Source organism: Sphingobacterium sp. WM, from assembly GCF_029542465.1.
Lineage (GTDB): Bacteria > Bacteroidota > Bacteroidia > Sphingobacteriales > Sphingobacteriaceae > Sphingobacterium > Sphingobacterium cellulitidis.
Genome location: NZ_CP120709.1, coordinates 74,324 through 100,384 on the forward strand (window position 1 = coordinate 74,324; position 26,061 = coordinate 100,384).

The 26,061-nt window shown below is 38.0% G+C and carries 17 protein-coding genes; 14 read left to right on the forward strand and 3 right to left on the reverse strand.

What is annotated here, in order from left to right:
- Positions 1-306 precede the first annotated feature (306 nt).
- The gene (locus PZ892_RS00355; protein WP_277711897.1) at positions 307-843 is read right to left on the reverse strand and encodes a helix-turn-helix domain-containing protein; all 537 of its coding nucleotides are present in this window, start codon (positions 841-843) and stop codon (positions 307-309) included.
- Between the two features lie 815 nt (positions 844-1,658).
- Between PZ892_RS00355 and PZ892_RS00360 the strand changes: the two genes are divergently transcribed.
- The gene (locus PZ892_RS00360) at positions 1,659-1,811 is read left to right on the forward strand and encodes a hypothetical protein (RefSeq protein ID WP_277711898.1); all 153 of its coding nucleotides are present in this window, start codon (positions 1,659-1,661) and stop codon (positions 1,809-1,811) included.
- Between the two features lie 65 nt (positions 1,812-1,876).
- Here PZ892_RS00360 and PZ892_RS00365 read toward each other — a convergent pair whose 3' ends face one another.
- Complete coding sequence (locus PZ892_RS00365; protein WP_277711899.1) at positions 1,877-2,770, reverse strand: alkaline phosphatase; 894 nt, start codon at positions 2,768-2,770, stop codon at positions 1,877-1,879.
- Positions 2,771-2,959: 189 nt separating this feature from the next.
- Here PZ892_RS00365 and PZ892_RS00370 point away from each other — a divergent pair, with 189 nt between their 5' ends.
- From PZ892_RS00370 to PZ892_RS00400, 7 genes are all read left to right on the forward strand, one after another.
- Positions 2,960-4,612 carry an FAD-binding dehydrogenase gene (locus PZ892_RS00370; protein WP_277711900.1) on the forward strand — a complete coding sequence of 551 codons (1,653 nt, stop codon included), beginning with the start codon at positions 2,960-2,962 and terminating at the stop codon, positions 4,610-4,612.
- A 198-nt stretch (positions 4,613-4,810) separates the two neighbouring features.
- Entirely contained in the window at positions 4,811-5,410 is a 600-nt protein-coding gene (locus tag PZ892_RS00375; protein WP_094257507.1) for a TetR/AcrR family transcriptional regulator, read from the forward strand.
- Positions 5,411-5,489: 79 nt separating this feature from the next.
- Positions 5,490-8,243 carry a carboxypeptidase-like regulatory domain-containing protein gene (locus PZ892_RS00380; protein WP_277711901.1) on the forward strand — a complete coding sequence of 918 codons (2,754 nt, stop codon included), beginning with the start codon at positions 5,490-5,492 and terminating at the stop codon, positions 8,241-8,243.
- 21 nt (positions 8,244-8,264) lie between these two features.
- Positions 8,265-9,542 (forward strand): parallel beta-helix domain-containing protein, encoded by a 1,278-nt coding sequence (locus PZ892_RS00385; RefSeq protein WP_277711902.1) that lies wholly within the window; start codon positions 8,265-8,267, stop codon positions 9,540-9,542.
- Between the two features lie 2 nt (positions 9,543-9,544).
- Positions 9,545-10,597, forward strand: a complete 1,053-nt coding sequence (locus PZ892_RS00390; protein WP_277711903.1) for an SO2930 family diheme c-type cytochrome — start codon at positions 9,545-9,547, stop codon at positions 10,595-10,597.
- A 39-nt stretch (positions 10,598-10,636) separates the two neighbouring features.
- Positions 10,637-12,031, forward strand: a complete 1,395-nt coding sequence (locus PZ892_RS00395) for an aldehyde dehydrogenase family protein (RefSeq protein WP_277711904.1) — start codon at positions 10,637-10,639, stop codon at positions 12,029-12,031.
- A gap of 138 nt (positions 12,032-12,169) precedes the next feature.
- Positions 12,170-12,616: a hypothetical protein gene (locus tag PZ892_RS00400; protein ID WP_277711905.1), complete on the forward strand. Its 447-nt coding sequence runs from the start codon at positions 12,170-12,172 to the stop codon at positions 12,614-12,616.
- Positions 12,617-12,660: 44 nt separating this feature from the next.
- Here PZ892_RS00400 and PZ892_RS00405 read toward each other — a convergent pair whose 3' ends face one another.
- A complete protein-coding gene (locus tag PZ892_RS00405) occupies positions 12,661-15,252 on the reverse strand; it encodes a TonB-dependent receptor (RefSeq protein ID WP_277711906.1) in 2,592 nt (863 codons plus the stop codon).
- Between the two features lie 641 nt (positions 15,253-15,893).
- Between PZ892_RS00405 and PZ892_RS00410 the strand changes: the two genes are divergently transcribed.
- From PZ892_RS00410 to PZ892_RS00435, 6 genes are all read left to right on the forward strand, one after another.
- Positions 15,894-18,347 (forward strand): hypothetical protein, encoded by a 2,454-nt coding sequence (locus tag PZ892_RS00410; protein WP_277711907.1) that lies wholly within the window; start codon positions 15,894-15,896, stop codon positions 18,345-18,347.
- Positions 18,348-18,625: 278 nt separating this feature from the next.
- Positions 18,626-21,823: a TonB-dependent receptor gene (locus PZ892_RS00415; protein ID WP_277711909.1), complete on the forward strand. Its 3,198-nt coding sequence runs from the start codon at positions 18,626-18,628 to the stop codon at positions 21,821-21,823.
- Positions 21,824-21,837: 14 nt separating this feature from the next.
- On the forward strand, positions 21,838-22,629 hold the full coding sequence (locus PZ892_RS00420) for a RagB/SusD family nutrient uptake outer membrane protein (protein ID WP_277711910.1): 792 nt from the start codon (positions 21,838-21,840) through the stop codon (positions 22,627-22,629).
- On the forward strand, positions 22,560-23,804 hold the full coding sequence (locus PZ892_RS00425) for a RagB/SusD family nutrient uptake outer membrane protein (RefSeq protein ID WP_277711911.1): 1,245 nt from the start codon (positions 22,560-22,562) through the stop codon (positions 23,802-23,804). The genes PZ892_RS00420 and PZ892_RS00425 overlap by 70 nt, the downstream gene beginning before the upstream one ends.
- 16 nt (positions 23,805-23,820) lie before the next feature.
- On the forward strand, positions 23,821-24,552 hold the full coding sequence (locus PZ892_RS00430) for a DUF3823 domain-containing protein (RefSeq protein ID WP_179221498.1): 732 nt from the start codon (positions 23,821-23,823) through the stop codon (positions 24,550-24,552).
- Positions 24,553-24,583: 31 nt separating this feature from the next.
- Positions 24,584-25,936, forward strand: coding sequence for a glycoside hydrolase family 71/99-like protein (locus PZ892_RS00435; RefSeq protein WP_277711912.1), 1,353 nt, complete (start codon positions 24,584-24,586; stop codon positions 25,934-25,936).
- Positions 25,937-26,061: the final 125 nt, after the last annotated feature.

Consider the following 26,061-nt stretch of genomic DNA (forward strand, 5'->3'; position numbering starts at 1 on the left):
ATCGCCCTTAACAAAGCTCAAAAAACTGGATGGAATTTCTTGTCTTAATTTCTTCAATTACACAATTCATGACATATTAGCATCCTTATGTACTTGTTTGTTTTTGAAAATTAAAATGACGTAAAATGCTGATAGTCAACCCTCCTAAAGTTCTGTTTTTAGTTTTTAAGACTTATTGTTGGAAAACCAAATTTACTGTCAGAATAAAATTTTTCCGTTTTGTTAAGTGTCTCGAAAGGGTTTATTAAGGGTGGACAAGGAGTGGACTTTGCATGAGATAAAGTTGTATAGGAGGGAAAATTTATATTATTGATTGGGATGATGGTCATTCCTGAACTTATGTGGAGAACATCCATATACTGCATTGAAATTCCTGTAAAAAGATGCTCTTGAGCTGAAACCGCAGATTGAAGCTAAATCCTCAATGGTATGATCCATTGTTTCTTCCTTCAGTTTACTTTCAGCATAATTCAATCTTAATAGATTGATAAAGCTGGTATAACTTTCTCCATATACTTGTTTCAAAAAATGACTCACATGGCGAATAGGAATAGATAAATCAGTGCTAAACTTTTCTTTAGTTAAATCACAGTCCAGATAGCCTAATGAATTGATGAATTCAATGACCTTTCTGTTATAGGATTGATATAGTTTTGAATTTGCTAATTCAGAAGTTGGCTTTAAGCTGGTAAATTGGTTGAGATGGTATATGCCAATGAACTTATTCGTTTCTCCTATTTTGTTTTCCGTGTTTTGTTCGTTGTTATTACTTACGGAAAGACTAGATAAAGCTATTAAAAAAAGACTGATCATGATTAGTCTGGCAGACCAAATATATTCCATGTTATTGGTAAAATAGAAGAAAGCAAGGATGATTAGTGTAAATATGCTGAAGACTAGCGAAACCACAATTAGACGGGGTAATAGCTGTGCTTTTTTCCACTGTTTAGATAAAAAATATCGTGGATTGATTAAGGTAAAATATATCAAAAAATGGAAGAGAACTAATACTGAATTTAATAAAGGAATATAATTGAAAATGGAGTTAAATCGGAATGATAAGTTGCTTGCGAACAGCAGATACAACGTAAAAAAGAATAGGAAGGGGATCAAATGAAGCCATGGATTTATTTTAGATTTCCCTTCAATGCTATTTCGCAGAACTAGAAGTGCTGGTCCATAAAGAAAACCGATAGGTATGTTAAGCGTGTAAAATTGGGCTTCTTGATCAATTTGATATAAGAAAGGAATTTTGGATAAGAATATAATTGTTAGAAAAAGAGCAGCACAAATACCTAAGTTTTGAGATTTCTTTTTCTGTCCTGGTATTAATTTAAAGATTAACAAACTAATAAAAATCAGGAATGCTGATATAAGCGATAAAATCATTTCGCACAACTTTTAAAAACTTCAGAATCTTAAAAATCCAAATAACTGGTTTAGATAATATGGTATACTATCAATTGCTAATGTACTTCGTGAAATTCTTATGAAAAAGAAAAATTAACTCGCATTTAATCATTGTAGAGTGTCAGCTACAGATGTTTTGTAAAAAATTCGTTATAGAAGAAAATTTGTTATAATTCGAGTTATTCTTTCAAATGGCATGACTATTGTTTAATAATAGAATAAATTAATCTACAATTTACATACTGTAGATGGAAAATGGTGAAGATGTATTAAATACCGATAAGTTGATTCCTTCAGCACCTATGCGATGGCATTTACAAACTGAAACAAAAGCTGAAAGCACCGGTGCTTCTTGGAACCTTATTTTAGACTGGGTTGCCGTCTATAAATATAATTTATAATACAAAATTTAGTTTTACTAATGCTCGTGGAAAGGCTCAGTGCTAGTAATAGCTGGGCCTTTTGTTTATTTGTTAAAGAATGATTTTGCGGCTTTTCCACGCCAAACTTCCTCAGGTTTAATTCCAAGTGCTAAGGCTACTGTAGGCGCTAAATCATAAACAATTAGGGGTTCAGTTATGGCCTTTCCTTTTGCGATTCCGGGGCCTTTTAATATCCAAGGAACCTCTATTTCCATTAATGACTTACCTCCATGACCTTTTTCGATTCCACCATGATCGGAGACAATTATCAAGAGGGTCTCATTTTCAATTCCAGCCTCTTTTATAGCGTTTTGGATCTCGCCAATTCTTTTATCCACGTTTTTGAGTTCTTCATAATAGCCGGGGCTATCATGGCCAGCATTATGTCCGGCTCCATCAGGTTGATCAAAATGAACAAACAAAAACTCCGGTTTTTCATTTTTTATGAGTTCAATCGCCTTATTTTGAGTTTCTAACTCATTCCCTTCCATTCCGAAATCGTAGTTCAGTATGGGTTTCTCCAAAAGATAGCTGATTCCGCCCCAACTGTAAACAGAGCCAATTTTAGCTTTTGGTTTCTGCTTTTTTATTGCTGTAAAAATGGACGGGAAACGGTCATTTGAAGTTGTGATTGCGGAAGGTATTTCCGGAGTTTGGCTTCCCCAATCGGTATAACCATGCATCGTTGGTCCTGTGCCCATCAGCATGGAAGCCCAATTTACGGCACTCGAAGATGGTAAAACAGTCCTTACATGAAGACTATATGATCCATCTTTCATGATATGCTTCAGATTTGGCATATCTGCCTTTTCTATTGCATAAGCGCCAAGGCCATCAAAGCCAAGTACAATAACATGTTTAGCTTTCTTTTGACCCAAAGCACTTGAGCCTAAAGTCGATAAAATAAGGAATAGGAATAAGGATAGTTTAAGTTTCATGGGTTTTATTGCGGTTAGAGGTAATAAACTATGTTTATCACTACTAAAATAAATAAAACCTTCTGATCCAACAAATCAATTGTTTCGGCTGTAGAGTATTTGATGTTCTTATTGAATTATAATAATTTATCCAAATAGGATTAATCAGGTTGACTTTTATTTTTCATATCTTTCTTAAAAAAATCAATTATGAGCCAATCCACTACACTAATCATTGGAGCTGGTCTTTCGGGTTTAGTAGCTGCCTATGAAATCAGCAAGACTGGAAAAAAAGTCATTATGTTGGATCAGGAAAACCGGAACAACCTAGGCGGACAGGCCTTTTGGTCGTTTGGGGGTCTTTTCTTTATAAATTCACCGGAACAAAGGCGATTATCGGTTAAAGATTCCTTTGAATTGGCAAAACAAGATTGGTTTGGGAGTGCCTCATTTGATAGAGAAGAAGATTATTGGCCGAAACAATGGGCTGATGCTTATTTGAAATTTGCACATGAGGAGAAGTACAAATATGTCAAAGAATTAGGTTTGAGTTTCTTTCCGATTGTAGGATGGGCAGAGCGAGGAAATGGGCTTGCAACTGGTCATGGAAATTCGGTTCCTCGTTTTCATATCACCTGGGGTACCGGACCAGGAGTTATCAAGCCCTTTGTTGAGCACGCTCTTCAAATGGAAAAAGAAGGTTTGCTTGAGTTTAAATTTAGGCATCAAGTGCATAAAATTCACATAGAATCGGAGAATTTGATTCGGGTTTATGGGAATATCCTGAAAGAGGATCATGCTGATCGCGGTGTAGAAAGTAATAGGGACATTATAGATAACTTTGAAATTTCAGTAGAACGGGTGATTATAGCTAGTGGTGGGATTGGAGCCAATATTGAAATGGTTCGGAAACAGTGGCCAACGCGTTTAGGGAATCCACCTGAAAGGATGGTTTGTGGTGTACCGGCTTACGTCGATGGGAAAATGCTTCAGGCTGCTGAGGCTGCAAATGTGAGGTTGATCAATAAAGATCGGATGTGGCATTATACTGAAGGGCTTGAAAATTGGAACCCAATCTGGCCGAATCATGGGATTCGGATACTTCCTGGACCTTCGTCTATTTGGTTGGATGCCTTTGGAAAAAGATTGCCAGCGCCTTTGTATCCTGGGTTTGATACACTTGGGACTTTAAAATATATACAAAGTACCGGTAAGTCGTATTCCTGGTTTATATTGAATCAAAGTATCATCAAAAAGGAATTTGCACTTTCAGGGTCGGAGCAGAATCCAGACCTTACAAACAAAGACTATAAACTCATTGTGAAAAGACTTTTTGGAAAAAAAGCAACAGGGCCAGTGGAAGCGTTCAAAGAGCATGGGAAGGACTTTGTTGTTGCAAACTCCTTGGAAGACCTTGTTCAGGGGATGAATGAGTTGAGCAATGAACATTTATTGGATTTTGACAATATTCAGGAAATTTTGGAAAGTCGAGATCGAGAGTTAGACAATAAGTTTACAAAGGACTTCCAGATCAGCTATATTCAAAATACTAGGAGGTATTTTGGTGACAAGATAGCACGTACGGCAAAGCCACATAAAATCCTGGATCAAGGGCATTATCCATTGATTGCAGTTCGGTTGAATATCCTTACGCGGAAAACGCTGGGCGGAATTGAAACGAATCTGAATGGACAGGCTTTTAATCAAGATGGCAAGTTAATTCCTAATTTATTTGCAATCGGGGAGGCTGCAGGATTTGGTGGCGGCGGAATGCATGGCTATAATTCCCTTGAAGGTACATTTTTAGGAGGATGTATTTTTTCAGGAATGACAGTCGGTCGATATATTTCTAAGCAGAAATAATTTCCATCCTAGAACTTATTTTCATAATAATTATTTCTATTTCTCAAGGCTAGTCCTTGATAATCAGGGTATTTTTGAGCATTTTTGAAAACTTTAAACTGAATTTCGTTTAAAGGAAGCAGCCGTAATCAATGTTTTTCAAATATTTTAACAAAATGTTTGAAAAATGAAAAACTATTATCTAACTTTAATCAAGCGATGAACAAAAGAGAACAGGTAAAGAGTCGGATCGAGCAAGCCGCGATGGATTGTTTTGAACGATATGGTTTGGATAAAACCACTTTAGAAGATATTGCTAAGGCAGTTGGCCTTAATAAAACATCGTTATACTATTATTATAAAAAGAAGGAAGACATTTTTATAGAGGTTGCCTTACGGGAGGGAGAGAAATATATTCAGACCCTACAAGAGGCTACATCTGAGAAAAGTGAAATCGAAGAATGTGTTGCGTTTTATTTGGAATCCAGATTTAATTATTACACACAGGTTTTAAATATGAATCGGGTTTCTGTAGAAACCTTGCATAAACTTCTTCCGAGATTTTTTGAATTATATGATGCATTGATGCATCGTGAGAAAGAATTCTTGACTGCTTTATTAGAGAAAGCTATTCAAGAGAAGAAAATTAGAATGAAAGATCCCAAAGAGGTGGCTTCAGTTCTGATTAATTTCACGGATGCATTGAAACATAATGTTGAGCAACAAGCTATTCTCAAAAGAGAAACCAATATAGACTATACTCAGAGCCTTAAAGACATTAAAACACTCGTGACTTTAATATTTGAAGGAATAAAGTAGACCTAGCAGATCCCCGAGGCAATTGAGTAAAATGCTGCTTGTTTGTAATTGTAACTGATTATAAACTAACCAAATAACCATGAGAAACATTGCCTATTTGATTTTGGTGATTTGCTTTCTTACGCCTTTTACCGCGCTGTCCCAACAGGTGATACAAGGAAATGTGAAAAACAAAATTACCCAAGAGCCCGCGGCGGCGATTTCCATTCGTGTAAAGGACGACCGTGCCGGGACATTTACCGATGATAAAGGAAATTTTCAATTACGATTGAATAAAGGATTTCCATCTACCTTAATCATCTCTTCTATTGGCTATGAACAGCAAGAAATAGTCGTAGAAAATAATCAAAAAGCCATTCAGATAGAGCTGAATCCTACCTCTACACTGGCGCAAGAGATTGTTATCTCTGCCAGCAGGTCCGTTCAGACGAAATTATCCTCTCCCGTAACTATTGAGCAAATCAGTACCAAAGACGTACAGAATTCACCACAAATCAACTATATGGATATGGTCCAAGGTCTGAGAGGTGTCGATGTAACAGTGTCAAGTATTGGGTTTACCTCAGTGACAACAAGAGGTTTTAATACGAGTGGTAATACGAACTTTACTCAGATCGTGGATGGAATGGATAACCAAGCTCCTGGATTAAACTTTCCTTTGGGTTCCGTGATCGGCCTTACTCAATTGGATGTTGATAATATAGAGCTTCTTTCAGGAGCATCTTCCGCACTATATGGTTCCAGGGGCTTGAATGGTACCATGGTGATGACTGGAAAAGATCCTTTCAAATACAAAGGATTGAGCGTCTTGGTTACCCAAGGTATTAACCATATTAATAATAAAAACAATAATGATCCAATCTCTCCATCGCCGGTGTATGATTGGGTAATCCGTTATGCAAACTCCGTAAATGATAAATTGGCCTATAAAATTAATGCACAGTATTCGAAAGCCAATGATTGGGTTGCAAATAATATGGAAAACAAAAATGGTCCCGGTGGTCCGGATGTAGATCCAAATTATAATGGAATCAATATGTACGGGGGTGCAACATCGACGGACATTAATCCATTTATGTATGCGGCAATGATGGGAAATCCAGAGTTGGCCCCCTTAATTGAACCTATGCTGGCAAACCCGAATTATGTTGCCAGAACTGGATATCCAGAACACCGTTATTTGGATAATAATGCCAATGTTTTTAAGGTAAATGCTGAGTTGAGATATCGGATTAACCCGAATTTGGAGGCTATTGCATCCGGAACGTTCGGAACAGGAAATATTGTTTATACGAATGATACCAGGTATCAAATTAACGACTTTAAAGTAGGTCAATATCGTTTGGAATTAAAGAGTGATGATTGGTTCTTAAGAACTTATACTACAAGAGAAAATTCAGGAAATACACTTATTGCTGGACCTACTGCACAGTTAATAAATGAAGCTTGGAAAGTAAGTTACGATGGTAATGTTGGAGGTTGGTATCCGGAATATACCGAAGCCTTTATTACGGCATTAGCAACAGGATCTTCACAACAAGAAGCGCATATTGCAGCACGACAATTTGCAGATCAAGGCCGATTGCTGGAAGGTACGCCAGAGTTTAATGAGTTGAAAAAGAAAATTTCTCAAACTCCTATTTCCGAAGGCGGAACCCTATTCTTAGATCGTTCCAAGCTATATAATACAGAGTTTCAATACAACTTCAGAAAACTGATTACATTCATGGATGTAATAGCGGGTGTTAACTGGAGAATTTATAACCTGGACTCTAAAAACACCTTATTCCCAGATAAAGATAAACCAATCAATGTAAATGAATACAGTGGCTATCTTTCATTAGGAAAACGCTTGCTGGAAGAAAGGTTGAATCTAAATACCTCTTTCCGCTTGGATAAAAACACCCTATTTGGAAAGCCTAAGTTAACATCGAGAGCATCGGCCGTATTTCGTACAGCAAATCAGAACTACTTAAGGTTCTCCTATCAGAATGCATATAGCTTCCCTTCCAATATTCAAGCCTTGCAGAATACGATGAATGGCTATAATAGTTTCTCTTCAGGAGGTTCAAATCTTTTGTTAAACGAACATTATCATTTCAATGAATATCCGCCATACACTTTAGCGAGTGTTCAGGAGTATCAACAGAGCAATGATCCATCGGATTTGAAAAAATTTGAATACGATGATATCAAACCGCAAACCGTAAATTCATTTGAACTAGGTTATGCAGCATTAATTGCGAAAAGAGTAATGTTTGATGTGTTGGGTTATTATTCAACTTGGGAAAACTTTATCGGTTATGCTAATGTTGCGAACAGCCCAGGCACCGATGATCCTAATGCATTTAAAGATCAAAGTAAATATATGGTCTATAACATTGCCTTCAACGGAGGCGAAACAGTAAATACCTATGGTTATGCGGCTTCGGTAAGTGTAGATCTTGGCAAGAACTTCATGACTAAGGTGAATTATTATTCAGATTTCTTAAAAAACAAAAACAATAGCCAAATCAATAATTTCAATACACCGAACTACCATGTAAACATGGAATTTGGAAATTCAGGATTTGGAAAAAAACAAGTTTGGTCATTTAATACTACCTTGAGGTATAAACCAGGGTACCATTATGCAGTTGCAGGGGGCTTAGGTGAAGGTGAGGTGCCATCATCCGCTGTTATTGATGCGCAAATAAGCTATAAGATCCTTAAAGCTCGTTCAGGAATAAGGATTGGCGGAACAAATATTACCAATAAATACTATTCTACCGGTATTGCCAATCCTAGAATAGGAGCAATGTATTATGTGAGCTATGCTTATAATATTTTTTAAGATTAACCAAAAAAATAAATAATGATGAAAAGAATTTCAATTGCTGCAATTATTTGTATTAGCCTATTGTTTGGGTGTAAGAATACTCCCGATAATTCAAGTGGCTATGCAACCCAATTGACCTTTGGTCCAGGGGAAGAAGAGAAAATTGAAGAAGCGTTTCTTTCTTTAAAGGATAGTACCGAGATCTTTCTAAAAGAAGGGAAGTATAAATTCCAAAACTTGAGCATTGCTCAGGTGAATCATATTTTGATTCGAGGTGCAGGTCCGACCAAGACCGTTTTGGATTTTAAAGATCAGAAACAAGGTGGTGAAGGGATACGGGTAACCGATGTGAAGAACTTTAAGATTCAAGGCATGGAGATTAGAGATTCCAAAGGCGATCTGTTAAAAATTAATAATGGTAAGGACATTGTAGTGGCGGAGTTACATGCGATTTGGAGCACTGCAGATTCTACCAGCGGAGGTTATGGCATTTATCCTGTCCTTTGTAGCAATGTCTTGATTGAAAATTGCTATGCCGAAGGCGCTTCAGATGCTGGAATTTATGTTGGGCAGACCAATGGGGCTATTGTTAGAAACAGTAAGGCTGCAAAGAATGTTGCTGGATGTGAAATTGAAAACTCTACGGATGCAGAAGTGTATGATAATGAGTTTTATGACAATACAGCTGGCTTCTTGGTCTTTGATCTACCAGACCTATCGCAACGTGGTGGAAAAATTAAGGCCTATAATAATATTATCCGTGATAATAACTTCAGGAATTTTGCCAAGGCAGGAAGTTTTGGAACCTCTTGGGGAGTAGGGAATGCGTCACCAGGGAGTGGAGTCATTATTTTAGCCACATCTGATGTTGAGATCTACAACAATAAGATAACCAACAATAATAGTTCTGCTGTTACTATTGCCTCCGGATTTACAGTGGATGAAAAAGCTGCTGAAAAAATTAATGATAAGTACTCTCCAATTCCTACAAACATTAAAATCCATGGGAATACCATCACAATGGGGAAGGAATTTCCGAAACCAGCATTTGAACATAGGGTTGGGCAGTTGATCATTGCGACTGAGCAACAATTAAATGGCCTTGACCCCGAAAGAAAGGGCAAGAGAATTCCTGCAATCCTTTACGATGGAGTAACGAGCAATATCATGACCCAAGGTACCGAAGCAAATCCTGATAAGGTTTGTATCGATCAACCTGGCGAGAATATGTTTGTAAATGCAGATTTCGGCAATGTAAAAGACCAAGCAAAATGGAAACCCAATACAAATGTTCAACCTTTTGAATGTAAGTAATAATGAGTAACCTGTTAAAGATATCTTGTTGTTTCTTGCTTCTGATTTTCTTGATTCAAAGCTGTCAAAATCAAAGCAAGAAACAACAACAAGTTGATAAGAGTTTTCAGTTTAAGGAGAAGCTGTCTGATTATGGCTTCTTCACTGGAAAACTGTCGGAATTGAATCCGAGTCCTAAATTGATTTCCTATGATTTAAGTAGTGCCCTATTTTCAGATTATGCAATCAAGGATAGATTCATTGTGCTGCCAGAAGGACAAAAAATGAAGTTTGTGAATAATGAAGAATTGGATTTTCCTGATTCTACCATTATTATCAAAAACTTCGCTTACAGAAATGAGAAGGATGAGAAGGTTCATATTGAAACTAGGCTTCTTGTAAAAGACCCCTTGGATCATAACTGGAAAGTGATGAATTATTTATGGGATGATGAGCAAAAAGATGCGGTTAAATTTATTCGAGGGGTAGTTCTTCCGATAAGTTTAAAGGATGACCACGGACAAATGCACAAAACCAATTATATGGTTCCCAATACCAATGATTGTAAAAGATGTCATATCAAGGATTCTAAATTGATTCCTATTGGGCCAAAAGCCCGCAATATGAATTACACTCGAGCAGGTCATTCGGAAAATCAACTTACTTGGTTGGCAAATAACGGACATTTGGAGAATTTACCAGATTTAAAACAAGTGGAGGTATTACCTAATTGGTTGGACAAAGCAAACTTTAACATCAATCAACGTGCTCGGGCTTATTTGGATATCAACTGTAGTCATTGTCATCGTCGCGGCGGAGATGCCTTTAATACAGGATTGTTTCTTGAGTACAATGAATCCGATACGGTTCGATTGGGTTATCATAAAGGCCCCGTATCGGCTGGAGCGGGAGCAGGCGGTTTAAATTATGACCTTGTACCGGGCGTACCAGAACAATCTATTCTTTATTATCGGATGAATAGCGCTGAACCTGGAACGGCCATGCCAGAGCTTGCTAGATCAATTGTCCATAGGGAAGGCGTTGAACTTATTAAAGACTGGATTAAGCAATTATAAAATTAGACTATTAATAATATCCATTTAACAAAAAGGATCATGGATACTTCTATACAGCAATTGTTTGATGTTCAAATGGAGCATCAACTAGCACTTCGTATGAGTTCTTTGAAGGACCGTGTCCTAAAATTAAAGCGGCTCAAAGAGGTTATTTCAAAATATGAAACGCAAATTTTTGATGCGCTGCAGAATGATTTGCGGAAGAATCCATATGAGTCTGCTTTGACTGAAGTGTATTTTATTTATAGTGAAATTGATTATGCAATCAAACATCTGCCCAATTGGATGAAAAAGCATAAGAAGCCTTTTACATTAACAAGTTTCTTTTCCAAAAATTGGATACAATACGAGGCATTAGGAACTTCCTTGATCATATCACCCTGGAATTATCCCTTTCAACTAAGTATGAGTCCCTTAGTTTCAGCCATTGCGGCTGGATGTTCGGTGATCTTAAAACCATCGGAGTATAGCCCTAAAACTTCGGAAGTTCTTCAGAAAATTATTGAGGAGGCCTTCCCAAGAGAAGAAGTAGCATGTTTGATTGGAGAAAGGGAGTTGGCGACAGGTCTATTGGCCTTGCCATTTCATAAAATATTCTTTACAGGAAGTCCTGAGGTTGGAAAGATAGTAATGAAGGCTGCATCAGAGCATCTATCCAGTATTACCCTTGAATTAGGAGGAAAATCACCAGTAATTATTGATGAAAGTTGTAATCTTCTGGATGCAGCTAATAAAATAGCTTGGGGAAAATTGATAAATGCAGGCCAGACTTGTATTGCTCCAGATTACTTATTTATTCCGCAGGGCAAAATCAATGACTTTATAGTTGCTTTTGAAGATGCCTGTAAGCGGATGTTTTATGTGGGGGATGCCATTGATCCAAATCGATATGCCAAGATAATCAATCAAAAACATAAAAGTAGGATTGAAGGCCTGCTGGAAGATGCGGTGAAACAAGGATCCAAGGTGAATTATGTAAGCAAGGAAATTGATGAGGAATCATTATCACCGATGTTGTTAACGGATGTTTCCAAGGATTGCCGAATCATGGAGGAAGAAATCTTCGGACCAGTATTGCCAATTATTCCATACGGAAGCATAAAGGAAGTCATTGATTATATTAATTCCAAACCAAAGCCATTGTCCATGTACATCTTTTCCAAGAATCAAGATTCAATAGCTTTATTATCCAAAAGTTGTAGCTCGGGGAGTGTCTGCATCAATGATGTTTTGATCCAGGTTTCCAATCCTAATCTACCATTTGGAGGAGTAAATTATAGTGGCCTCGGTCATTGCCATGGGTTTTATGGCTTTAAAGCTTTTTCACACGAAAGAGCATTTATGAAACAAACCCCATTCGCCCTTTCAAAAATGATTTATCCGCCCTATGAAGGAAAGGAGAAGTTGTTTAAACTTTTGAAAAGGTGGATGTAATAAATGGTTAGTTAGTATAGTAGTAATTGATAAGCGAGATTGTCTCCAGATTTTAGGAGACAATCTTATTTTTTAGAACCTTGGAATAATTTATGTGTTTAATATTATGATGTTAATTTTCATTAATTAAAATTTCATATGAAAGCATTATTCTTAATTCCCATTATTTCAATCCTACTCAGCTGCAATACTAGTACAAAAAACAGCAATCCTGTACATGATAGCATCGATACAGCTTCCTCTGCTGTAAAAATAGATTCCGTTCAAAGTATCCAGCAGAAGGTTATTGATCTGAAGGCAGAATGGGATTCCATTAATCTTCATAAAATCTCCAAAGAGTCGGATACGATTTCCTTTAATAGCAAGGATTTTAAACAGATAAATGCTGAATTAATCAGTGAAAAGGTCGGAAATATTCGGTTCAATCAAATAATTATGCCTGATACAAATGCTGATGGACCTTTTGGAAAGGATATTCAATATAAATTGGATAAAAAAGGAGACTATAAACTCATTATTGGAGAGAGCTTAATGCAGGGAGACCCATTTGATGGGGATTATATTCTGAAGTTTAAAGGACAATAAAAAAGGACCCAGCTGATAATACATCGGCTAAGTCCTAATCCATTTTAAAATTGATTGAGGTTATATCTTAAGGTTACTCCATATGTTCTTGGGTCTGCAATAACGCCAGCATATTGACCATAGCTTCCTGGTGCTGCCAAAAGTTGTTCGTAGTAATTCTTATTTGTTAAGTTTCGGGTCCATACCAAAATACTGATTCCATTGTCTGCTTTAAAGCCTATTCGACCATTTAAGACGGAATAACCATCAATGTTTAAATATTTTGAAGGTGATGGACTTGATGAAAATTCTGATCTATAAAATAGATCTGCACCCAATATGAATTGTCCTTCAAGGCCAAGTAGTTTTCCATTTTGGGTAAATTCAGCTGCTATGGATGAGGACCATTTTGAAATTCCAGGTAATCGACCGCCAGAAATATCCTTGAATGCTTCCGGGCCACCAACTTCTTCCAGAGGAACGGGTGCATTTGCGAATTTGATGTATTTGCCATCGGTATAGGCAGCTGCAGCATTCAGCCTTAAAAACCTCTTAATTCTTACAGTTCCATCAAACTCAATTCCCCTTACTCTTACTTGTTCTGCATTCGCTAAATAGCCACGATTTACACCGGGTTCAGGAGTTTGCACCAAGGTTTGATAATCCTTAATGTCGGTTTGAAAGAGGGTAAGATTTAAGATGGAATTTCTACTTGGGCTGGTTTTAAGACCTATTTCCTTATGATTTACTGACTCAGGTTTCACCCGAGCCAGATCCAGAAGGACCTCACCTTTGGCAGTTGGTAGTCCACCTACATTAATACCGACCGGCTTATAGCTTATGCTATAGGTAGCAAAAGCATTGAAATTAGAGTTTAATTTGTATTGAAGCGAAAGTTGTCCCGAGAAATTGCCAGCCTCGGCTTCAGTTTCAAAAGATTGATTGGTATAAACCGAGTTTTTCAGCGATAATAAGTCAGGGTCATTTGTTGCCAGTCCTCCATAGGTCTGGCGGTTGTAATTGGCCTGCTTTTTATCATAGTTATACCTTAGACCGGGAAGAACATGGATTTGATTCGTTATCGCCCAATCTACTTGGGTATATGCTGCTAAGCTTGTCGTTTTGATGCCATATTTGGTTTTAATTCCAAAATTATCAAACAAGCCTTCCGTCTTCCATAAATTACTTGTTGTGTTTTGAGCAAATCGCCATAGGGATGATCCTGCCTCTTCGGTATGCACCGGATCCGTTCTTAAATCTTGATACAAACCAAATAGGCCTGCGACAAATTCCACGTTTTCTCGAATTTTTCCTGTATATCTAAATTCCTGAGAGTATTGATCATGCTTTGAGTTTCCCGCAGAAATTGTAAAAACAGGTAAGCCAATATAATCTCTATCATTTAATGGTACCCATTTCCAATAACGCCATGCTGTCGTTGAGGTCAATTGTCCGGAGCCAAGTTTAATCTCGGCGTTCAAGGATGCCCCTCCCAATTCGTTATCAGCCTTGGACTGCGTATTTAAATCAACCTTACGCTCGAATGCTTCCTGATAGGGTTGGGTATAGCCTAAATCATTAATAATATTATGGAATTGCCTGTACTCGGCCCGTTTTGTTTCAACCACACCAGCAACTCCCCAGCCATATCCATCGGGTTTTTGAATGCTTTTATCAGCAGCCAAACTAATATTAACCTTGTCATTTGCTCGATACAGGATTTGTCCTCTCAGCCCCAGATTGCTCATGTTATTTATGGCTCTATTCGTATTGGTATTAAATAGAGTACCATTCCTTTGGGTCCCTGAAAAGGATACTCGTGCAGCAATTTTATTGGATATTGGACCTGTTAAGGATGCTTTACCTTGAATAAACCCATAGTTTCCATAGCTCAGTTCAAAATTAGCTGAAGGTTTAAATTCAGCAGGCTTGGAGGTGACATTAAAAGCGCCAGAAGTGGTATTCATTCCAAAAAGAGTGCCTTGTGGACCTCTTAATACTTCCACTTGTTCGATGTCAATAAAATCTAACCAGGTTGCAGCAGGCCTTGCGAGATATACTCCATCTAAATAAAATCCGACACCTGGATCAATCCCATCATTGGTTAAACCATAGGTGGAACCTAAGCCGCGAATGTTTAGGGTGGTATTTCGCGCATTGGACGCGTATAATTGAACTGTGGGAGCCAGTTCCTTGATTCGATTAACATTGAAGGCGCCGGCATCATCTATGGTAGCTGCATTTATTGTCGTGATAGGGATCGGGACTTCCTGGATTTCTTCCTTTCTACGTCTCGAGCTTACTACTATCTGGTCCAATCTTTCCAAAGATGGTTTTAAAAGAATAGTCGCTGGAGAATCCTTGATAGTAAGGATTCGTTTTTCATAACCTATCCGCGAAATAATAAGTTGAAAAGGCAGTTTTTGTCCGGTAATAAAATGAAATTCACCATTCTTGTCAGTTTTAACCTGATGGGTAACACCTTCCAATTGTAATGTTACATCGGCAATAGGCTCCTTAGTGATGGAGTCCAGGACAGTACCTTTAAGGCTTGCATTGATAATGGCCTGCGGATTTTCCTGAGCTTTTAACTGGTCAATGATGAAAAATAAGGCAATACAAAGCCCTAGAAAGCGAATTGTTTTCTTTAAAATCATGGGATAGTATTTGGTTGATGGTAATGCTCCTTTCTCGGAGCTTGAATTAATTTGGATATGCGGGAATATATTGCAATTCCCGCTTTATCCTATTTGGGGAAGATAGTTTCGTAACACATTCGTTCAGTATCATAGCTATAGCTGAAGAAATTGCAATAGTTGTAAAGGATACTGGTATTGATTCTTTTCATTGTGTTCTGTTTAATTTATAAATCAAAATAAGAAGTATTTTACAATAAAGACTACTAGATTAGTAGACTTTATTTGTTTTTATTGTAACGCGTTGAAATACAATAAAATAAAATGTTGTGTTTTGTAATATAAGTTTGGGAAAATACAGAAAAATAAGGTTAATGCTTCAAAAGAATCAAAGTTAATTCTGCTTAGTGGATTAAAATAATTTACTAATGAGGTATAAAAAAAGCCTTTGTTTAAAATTTGCTTAAAAACTCTTTTGCTATTCCACGAATATGAAGTAAATTACATTTTGCTAAATCTTTTTATTAAATAGCTAGCCAATTTTTAATGTGAGACGATCGTTTATAAATCTTGTTATTGCTTGTTACACTATTCTTTGCATTTTCCTTTGCCAACAGGCTTATGGGCAATATGGATTGGAGTTTTCAAGCCATGAAAAAGAGATGGATAAACGAACAAGTCTATCAATTGGAATCGATAAACCTTTAATACTAGCCAAGAAAACAGAATTATCCTTTGATCTTCAGTTTAAACCTTATCAGCAAGATTATTTTGGTTATATATTTCGATTAATCTTGGATGATAATTTAAATATAGATCTGATTTATGATCGAAGGCAAGATAATGGCAAGCATTTTAAATTGATTGTAGGAGATAAATTCACGGATATTAATTTCGACATTCCTAAATCCAACTTGTTTTATAAATGGAATAACCTGAAGGTCTTGCTCGATCAGGAGGCAGGAACAATTATATTAAAAAGTGCAAATTCCACCTATAGGCATCTATTAAATCTGGCAGATTATAAATCCTATAAACTGTTTTTTGGATTCAATGATTATAAATCCTTCCAAAGTTCAGATCTCCCACCCATGCGGATTAAAGATGTTATGATCAATTGTAAGGGGAAAGTTTGTAATCATTGGAAATTGGATGAAACTACAGGGAATAAGGCGAATGATGATCAAGGCTCATTGATGGCGAACAGTAATAATCCATCTTGGATTAAAAGACAACGGGAAGAGTGGACATTGGAAAACGAATTTTACGTTTCAGGGCAGGCAAGTGTAGCTTTTGATCATAAAAATGAGAGTGTATATATTGTTTCGGAGGACTCCTTGGTTCGCACCAATCTCGGGGCAACCGTCAGTACCTCATGGGAATACCTTAAACCACCACTTTATATGGTGAATGGTAGCCAATCTATATTTGATCCTCTAACAGGCAAGGTTTTAAATATTTCCATTGACCAAAAAATAGTTTCTTCATTTGATACCCTTTCAAGGACCTGGTCCAAGGGTTTTCAACACCCAGCACATGGAACCCATTACCTTTCTTTTAATAAGTTCTTTTCTCCAAAGGATAGCAGTATCTATATGGTTGCCGGCTATGGACATTTCAGGTATAAAAACTCCATTCATAAATACCATATCCCTACTGAATCATGGGATAGCTTAGCTTTTTCAGGAGACACTTTATTTCCTCATTATTTAGGTGGAATGGGAGTAGATAAGGATGGGATTTATCTGTTAGGTGGTTATGGGAGTTCCACAGGTGATCAAATGCTGAATCCAAAAGTCTCCAATGATTTGGTTAAGATGGATATTAATTCCAACAGCTTTAAAACCTTATATGAGATTAACTTCCCTATTCCTGAGGCTGTATGGGCAAATTCATTGTACATTGATGAAGATTCAAAGAACATTTTTGGCCTTATGTTTCCACGGAATAAATTTAAATCTTTCCTTCAATTGGTTTCAATTTCAAAGGATGGGACTAATTTCCAGGAATTAGGGAGTACCATTCCATTTGACTTTCATGATATTAAATCCTTTGCTGACTTTTATTATTCCAAAGCATCCAACCGATTTGTAGCGGTTACTCTGTTCTATGATAGTGCCTTAAGTCAAAGCCGCGTACGAATTTATAGTCTGTTGGCACCAGCACTGCCTTATCAAATCACAGAAGGAAAACAAAATCCTACAACAAGTAGGTGGATTTGGATATCTGTTTTCACTTTTCTTACCGGCGGAAGTGTTTTATTATGGCTGTTAAAGCGAAAAAGAAAGAATGTAAGTCACAATATGCAGCCTGTAAGTCCGAAACAGGAGGTTGGAGTACATCCAGATCCGGTAGTTCTTCAAAAAGAAAGCTTCCAAAAGACCAGCAATCGAATACAAGGAGCCTCTATCAATTTGTTTAGAGGAGATATCCAGATTTTTGATCAAAAAGGAGAAGAAATTACCAAGCAATTCTCACCCTTATTAAAGGAGCTATTGACCATGTTTGTGGTCTACACCATTCATAGAGGACGTGGTGTGAGTTCTGAAAAGTTAATGGAATTGTTTTGGTCGGATAAATCCACATCAAGTGCTACAAACAACAGATCTGTAAATATTGCGAAGATAAATGGTTTATTGGAGCAATTGGGAGAGGTGAAGATCTCCAAGAAAAGTGGCTATTGGAGTCTTGAAAATATAGATACCATTGATATTGACTTTTCTCAATTTATGTCGCTTTTCAATCAATCTGAGGAATTGGATAAAAATGAAATTGATTCATTGCTTCGTATCCTGGAAAAAGGCGGATTTATGTTTGATACAGATTATGAATGGTTGGATGGCATTAAGGACGAGGTCTCCATACATGCGACCGGTCTTCTATCCGGTTTGTTAAAAAAATTAGATCTTGAAAAAGATGCTGAAATAATAATTGAAGTCGCAAATCGAATATTTCATTTCGATTCTGTCCATGAGGAGGCAATGGTCTATAAATGTAGGGCATTGGTACAACTCGGATATCATAGTCTTGCCCATCAATGTTTTGAAAACTTTTCCCAAGTTTACCAACATTTATACGATGAATCCTATAGTAAAAATTACAGGGAGATTGTATAGAATGAAAATATTAATAAAAATAATGCGCTGATATTCAGTGCATTATTTTTTCATTTACGCGTATTAATGTTTTGTTAATACTTTATTATAGTCCCCAAATTAATCTTGCTTCATAATCAATTTATAAACGATGACACGAAAGCAAGAAACCTTTATCCTGCCTGATACATAATCCTAACAAGGAACTTTTGGTTTTAGAAACCAGAGGGAGTATCACACCTATTTTAACTGTCTGATGCTGATATCAGACGAATCAACCAATTTCAACAAATTAAATTATGGGATTAAAAATCATTAATTCCTGCTCATTATTCTGGGGCAGGCGATTCAAACAATTATCCTGGCGTTTGGCAATAATACCAGTGCTCTCGCTTTCTTTGGGGACCGTATTTGGACAACAAAGAAACATCAGCGGGACGGTTAAATCTGCGGATGCTAAACCACTAGCTGGGGCAACCATTAAGAACACAAAAACAGGAATCAGTACGACTTCTGACTCGCAAGGTCTTTTCTCCATTGCAGCGTCTCCAGGAGATCGCTTACAGATTTCCTATGTTGGCTACTTAGGCCAAGAGGTCATCCTCGAAAATAATCCAACTATCCAAGTCGAATTACCCAACGATAATACAACCTTAGAAGATGTCGTAGTCGTAGGATATGGTACTCAGAAAAAATCTACCCTTACCGGAGCAGTATCATCTGTAACCAATAAAGAAATTACTATTACCAAAAACGAAAACGTGGTCAATATGCTGACTGGTAAATTACCAGGAGTACGAATTACCCAACAGACTGGTCAGCCTGGAGCTTTCGAATCGAATATCGATATCCGTGGTATGGGCGAACCCTTGATCGTGGTGGATGGTATCCCTCGTGATAAGGATTATTTTTCCAGAATGGATGCCAATGAAATCGAGAGTGTTTCGGTTTTAAAGGATGCCTCGGCAGCAGTCTACGGGGTTCGTTCAGCAAATGGGGTTCTCTTGGTGACAACGCGTAGAGGTTCCAGTTCGGATCAAGGCTTTGAGATCGGATATTCTTACAACAGGGGATTTCAACAATTTCTGTATGTTCCAAATACCGTTGGTGCAGCAGATTTTAGAAGATTGAGAAATGAGGAGCTATGGAGAAATTTCAATAATAACTACCCTAATCGTCTTCCGGCAACTTGGGATGAGGCGAGTATTCTAGAATATGAAGATGGTACGAAGCAATCGTCCAATTACCTGGATGCCGCATTTGATAAAACATCACCTCAGCAACAACATAACCTGACCGTCAATGGCGGTTCTGACAAGGTAAATTACTTTTTCAATCTGGGCTATATGGATCAAATGGGATCTTATAAAAGCAAAAGCTTAAACTATAACCGTTATAATTTGAGATCGAATGTCGATGTGAAAATCACAGATCGTTTAAAGGCATCCTTGGATCTCGGTGGCTATGCGGATGAAACCAATCAACCAAGAACTGATATCTGGGCAGTTTATAAGCAAGCCTGGAGACAAAGACCTGATATTCCAATCTACTTGAACAACAATCCATTATATCCAAACTTTGATATGATTGATAATGAACATCCTGTCTCAGTTACGGATGCAGCACAAACGGGATATCGGAAGTTCTTGAGAAAACAATTCAATGGAATACTATCCCTGGAATATAAAATCCCTTATGTGGATGGTTTAACTGCCAAGGGAACTTATAACTATGATTTTAAATACTCTGACAATACTGATTTCAAAAAATCATATCCACTTTATAGTTATACACCAGCAGTTCTAGGGCCAAATGGTGAAATCATTACTCCAGAAAAATATAATGCACATGAGAAAAATGCGCCATCATCTGTTCGTCGTGCAGCATATCCTGATTCGCATAACCTGATGCAGTTCTCCTTAAACTACAATAAATCCTTTGGCATAGGGCATAATGTATCGGGATTACTATTGTTCGTTGAGGAGTACAATAAATGGGATAGCTTTTATGCACAACGCGAAATAAAAGTAAACTCTGAATATCTATTTGCTGGGGAAGCTAAAAATCAGTTGGCTGATATGGAAGGAATCGGAGAAAGAACAGCAAGAGGATTTGTGGGTAAGTTCAACTATGATTTCAAGGGCAAATACTTAGCAGAATTCAGTTTCCGTTATGATGGGTCGTCTAAATTCCCTAAAAATGAACGTTGGGGATTCTTCCCAGGAGCATCAGTTGGATGGCGAATTTCTGAAGAGAACTTCATCAAGGATAACTTGAGTTTTGTAGATAACTTAAAAATCCGTGGTTCTTATGGGGTGTTGGGAGATGACCGTTCTGCGGGAAATTACCCTTCAACCTTTGTTGGGTTTGCTCTGGATCCAAATAACCTGGGCTGGATTTTTGGAGAAGACTTAGTAAGTGGAGCATTGCCAACCGCGATTCCAAACCCTAACCTGACATGGTATACCTCTAAAACGGCAGATATCGGCCTTGATGTGGATCTATGGAACGGCCTTTTCGGGATGACCTTCGATTATTTTAACCGCTATCGCGATGGACTATTAGCAACCCGATTGGATCTTATTCCAGGAACAGTTGGTGCAAACCTTCCTCAGGAAAACTTGGAAAGTGATCGCACTTTTGGTTATGAAATCTCTGTTAGCCACCGAAATCATATCAATGATCTTAATTACTTCATCAATGCTCAGGTTTCAACGACCAAGAGTCAATTTCAAAACAGAATAGAATCACCGGCAGGAAACTCTTATGACCATTGGAGAAATCGTTATGCCGATCGGTACAAGGATATCTGGTGGGGTAAGGAATATGATGGGCAATTTACCTCTTATGATCAAATTTATGGTCATCCAACTCAAGTTGGTAGTGGAACCTTACCTGGCGACTATTACTATAAAGATTGGAATGGAGATGGTTTTATCAATGGAAATGATGATCACCCAATCGCAACCTTCAATATGCCTTTGATTAACTACGGTTTCAATATCGGGGCATCATGGCGTGGAGTAGATCTAGCGATGAATTTCCAAGGCGCAAATAAAGTTTACACGCGTTATATTGAAGTGTTGGCAGCTCCCCTTCAATTCCAAGGAGGCGCATTGACCCAGTTTTTGGATAGATGGAGACCTGTTGATCCGAATGCTGATTTGTTCAATCCTAATACCGAGTGGATATCTGGTTATTATCCTTCCACGGGTTCAGCAATGGCTGAAGGTACCAGAGCAATCCAAGATGCTTCATACTTAAGGTTGAAGACCCTAGAGCTGGGATATACCTTCCCTAGCAATTGGCTGGAATCCATAAAGGTTAAAAACTTTAGGTTATATGTGAGTGCATATAATTTATTGACCTGGACAGGGATGAAGTATTCTGACCCTGAGCATCCGGGATCAGAAGGAGGATCATCAACCCATATGGTGGATACCTATAAGTATCCGTTGAACAAAACCTACAATATTGGGGCATCTATTAAATTCTAAGTTTAATTGACATTATGAAAACTACATTATCAAAAATATTGGCTGTCCTGCTACTGGTTTTAGTTGGTTCATGTCGGAAAATGGACCTTGAACCCCTAGGAGTACTTGACGAAAAAGCATTATACGGAAATGAAGATGGCGCAAGGAAATTTGTTGCCGGAATTTATAGCCATCTTCCGGTGGAAGACTTTGTCTATCATCCGGAGAGAGGGTTCCGATGGGACAACTATTGGGTAAATGCCGAGAATATGGCAGCCATGTCCGGAGAAATGACAGGACAATTCTGGGGCGTAGTCGGAGCTCAAGGCTTTGGTTATTGGCCTTATGACAGAATTAGAAATATCAACGGCTTTATTGCTGGATTACCGAATTACAAAGAAAACTTCACTGAAGATGGTTACAATAAGATTCTAGGGGAAGCCCACTTCTTAAGAGCCTTCTTTTATTTCGCTCTTGTAAAGCGTTACGGTGGAATTCCAATCATAAAAGAAGTTCTGGATCCTCAAGCCGAAAAGGAAACCCTACTTGTGGGTCGTGACAAGGAGGTGGATGTATATAAATTCATCCAGGAAGACCTTCAATTCGCCGTGGACAATATGTCCAACACTTCTGAAAAAGGCAGGGCGAATAAATTTGTAGCTGCAGCACTATTGTCAAGAGCCATGCTTTATGCTGGAAGTATTGCCAAGTATGGGTTTTATTCCAACTTCAAGGAGATGCTGCGAGCAAAGGTTTCGTGGGTATTCCAAGACAGGAAGCGGAATGGTTTTTCCAAAAAGCATATGATGCCGCAACGGTTGTGTTGAATGGTCCATATTCCTTGTACAACAAAAAGCCAGAAGATAAAGAAATGAATTATGTGGATCTATTTATCGATGATAATAGCCCTGAGGACATCTTTATTAAGCAATATAATATTACAGCACCTTATGGAACGCGCTTGAAACATAGTTATGACGCCACTTTGCTGCCTAACCCAACGTTTTCAAGTGATGCTGAGTCTATGGCTTATCCGGTTTACAATATCGTAGAGTTGTTTGGAGAACTGCCTTTGAATGATGCAACAGGAACGCCAATTCGTTATACGGACCGTAAAGACCTGTATGCTGATGCAGAACCAAGACTGAGGGCAACAGTATATTTCTCAGGAATGGATTTGAGAGATGGTGCGGAGAAAAGAAGTTTTGATATGTTGAGAGGATTATATCTTTCATACCCAGGCAAAGCGAGTGATGCTCAGATGGGCTCCACCTCGGCTCCTATCAATAGCGAAGCGAATAGAATCCTTGCCGGACCGAAGAATACCCAATACACCTATAAAGGAACAAAAATTGGAATTACCGGCGAACATGGCATGTGGAAGGATGGTCACGCAAATAATACGCGTACAGGTTTTTACATCCGAAAATATATCGATTATAAGCTTTCCACCAAAGAGGTTAAACTGTATAACAGTACGCAACCTTGGAAAATCATCCGCCTTGCTGAAATCATGTTAAACAAGGCCGAAGCAGCTTATGAATTAGGTTTGTTGAAATCCAATGAAACCTTGAAGACGGAGGCTTTCACTTATATCGCTAAAATCCGTGAACGTGCTGGTGCAAAAGCCTATGCGTATAACGCTTCGCCATCGAATATTACAAAGTATGGATATCCATTAGATGGAAACCTTCAATTTATCCGTGAAGAAAGAGAGAGAGAACTTTGCTTTGAAAACCATCATTGGTGGGACATCAGAAGATGGAGAACAGCCGATGTAGAGCTTAATAACTTTGTTCCGAATTCCTTGATGCCGTATTTGGTTCTGGATGAAATGAAGTATAAACCTAATGGTGAAAGAATAAATTCTTACATCTTTATCCGCGAAAGAGAACCATGGAACAAAACGTTCAATTTTGAGAAGAAATGGTATTATGAGCCACTTCCAGGCGGAGAACTGAATAAGAATCCTAATCTATATCCGCAAAACCCAATTTATTAATCTAATGAGAAAGAACATGAAAAAGATATTCCTATTATTCACAGTACTGCCGGCCTTATGGCTGAGTTCCTGTGCCGATATAGATAATTTTGAAGCTCCTAATGCGACGATTTCAGGGCAAGTATTGGATAAGACCAGTGATACCCCCTTTCTAACAGGTCCTGGAGAATTCGCTATCCGATTATTAGAAACTAGCTATGGTGAAAATCCTGCACCACAGGATTTATTGGTCAAGCAGGACGGGTCGTTTAATAATAACAAGTTGTTTTCTGCGACCTATTCCATGCAGCCCTATGCTGGTGCTTTTTGGCCTGCAGAAGTAGTCACTGATTATAAATTAAGTGGTGCCGGAACACAAGACTTTAAAGTTACACCCTACCTTAAAATCAAAAATGCGAAATGGACATTGAAAGAAGGGAATAAAATTGATGTCTCTTGTACATTGGAAGCCCCAATTCCGCAAGGCCTTCCACAAGTTATTGAAGTACGTCCATTCTTAAGTTTAACGCCCTATTGTGGTGCGGGAAGTCGGATTGATGCCTATTACAAAGATGAATTCAGGATCCTAATCAATAAAAATTGGGATGAGATTGGAAGTATGAGCTCAGGAATTGGGAATGAGACCTATACCATCAAGGATATTCCTTTGAAATCAGGATATACTTATTATTTCAGAATGGGTGCTAAAGTTCGCGATACTTTTGAGAAATTTAACTATTCAGAGGTCGTAGTAATTAAGGTTCCTTAAGAATCCACTGTTTATAAATGCTAATCCATAAATGAAAAACGCTATGATATTATTCCATAAAACAATTAATTTGATCTTTTTGACCCTGTTTTTTAGCCTATGCTCGGCCTGCTCAAAAACATCTGGAACACAGGAAACCCCGGATAAAGAACCACCTAATCCGATTGATTCTACCGAAGGTTATGATACCTCCGGATTGGTTTATCCAAAGTATGAGGGACTCGTTATGGCGGGATACCAAGGCTGGTTTAATGCGCCTGAAGATGGTGCAAATCGCGGCTGGTACCATTATCAGGGAGATAATAATCAGTTTGAACCCGGGATTACCAAGGTTGACTTCTGGCCCGATATGACCGAATATACCAAGAAATATAAATCACCATTCAAGTTTGCCGATGGTTCTGATGCCTATCTATTCAGCTCAAATGACGAAGAAACGGTTGATTTGCATTTTAAATGGATGAAAGATTACGGAATTGACGGAGTCCATATGCAACGCTTCTTGGGAGAAGTAAAACCGAGTAATCCTTCTGGAAAAGCGCATTTCAATAAAGTATTGACCAGCGCATTAAAGGCTGCCAAGAAATATGGTCGGGCAATAAGTATCATGTACGACTTGAGTGGATCCTCTCCAGAAGATTTCGCAGAATTGGAGCAAGACTGGAAAGAATTGGTCTCTACCCACAAGTTATATGATAAAGAGGCAAATCCAACCTACTTATGGCATAATGGAAAACCGCTTATGACCATTTGGGGAGTCGGATTCAATGATAAAAGAAAGTATAAAATCCAGGATGTTGATAAGCTTGTGGACAAGTTGAAAAATGGCGAAAAGAAGGTTTCGATCATGCTGGGAATCCCTTACTATTGGCGCACCTTGGATCGGGATACCGAAAATGATCCAGCATTGCATGCTCTGATAAAAAAGGTAGATATTATCATGCCATGGGCTGTTGGGCGCTATAATAGCAATGATTTTAATCCTAATGTGGTGCGTGAAGATATGCAATGGGCATCACAGAATAAAGTAGATTATGTGCCATTGGTATTTCCAGGATTTAGTTGGGGAAATCTGCAGAAAGATCCTGAAATCTATCATTCTATTCCACGGGTGAAGGGAGATTTTATTTGGAAGCAAATGTCCAATGCCATCAATGCTGGTGCGATGTCACTATATGTTGCCATGTTTGATGAGATTGATGAAGGGACGGCTATTTTCAAATGTGCTCGCGAAAAGGATACTCCGTTGAATGGGGATCGTATGAAGTTTGTGGGCATTGAAAATGATTTGCCTACGGACCATTACCTGTGGCTTACTGGAGAAGCTTCTAAATGGATAAAAGGAGGAACAGGATATACCTCACAACGTCCTGTTCGACCGTAACTTAGGAAAGTAATTTGTTAGTTGTTATATAGATGGTTTGAAAGCGAGCTTTATGCTCGCTTTCTTTTTTATTCCGAATTAAAGAATTGTTTTTTCGTTTATCGACTTATTTATTAAGAAAATAT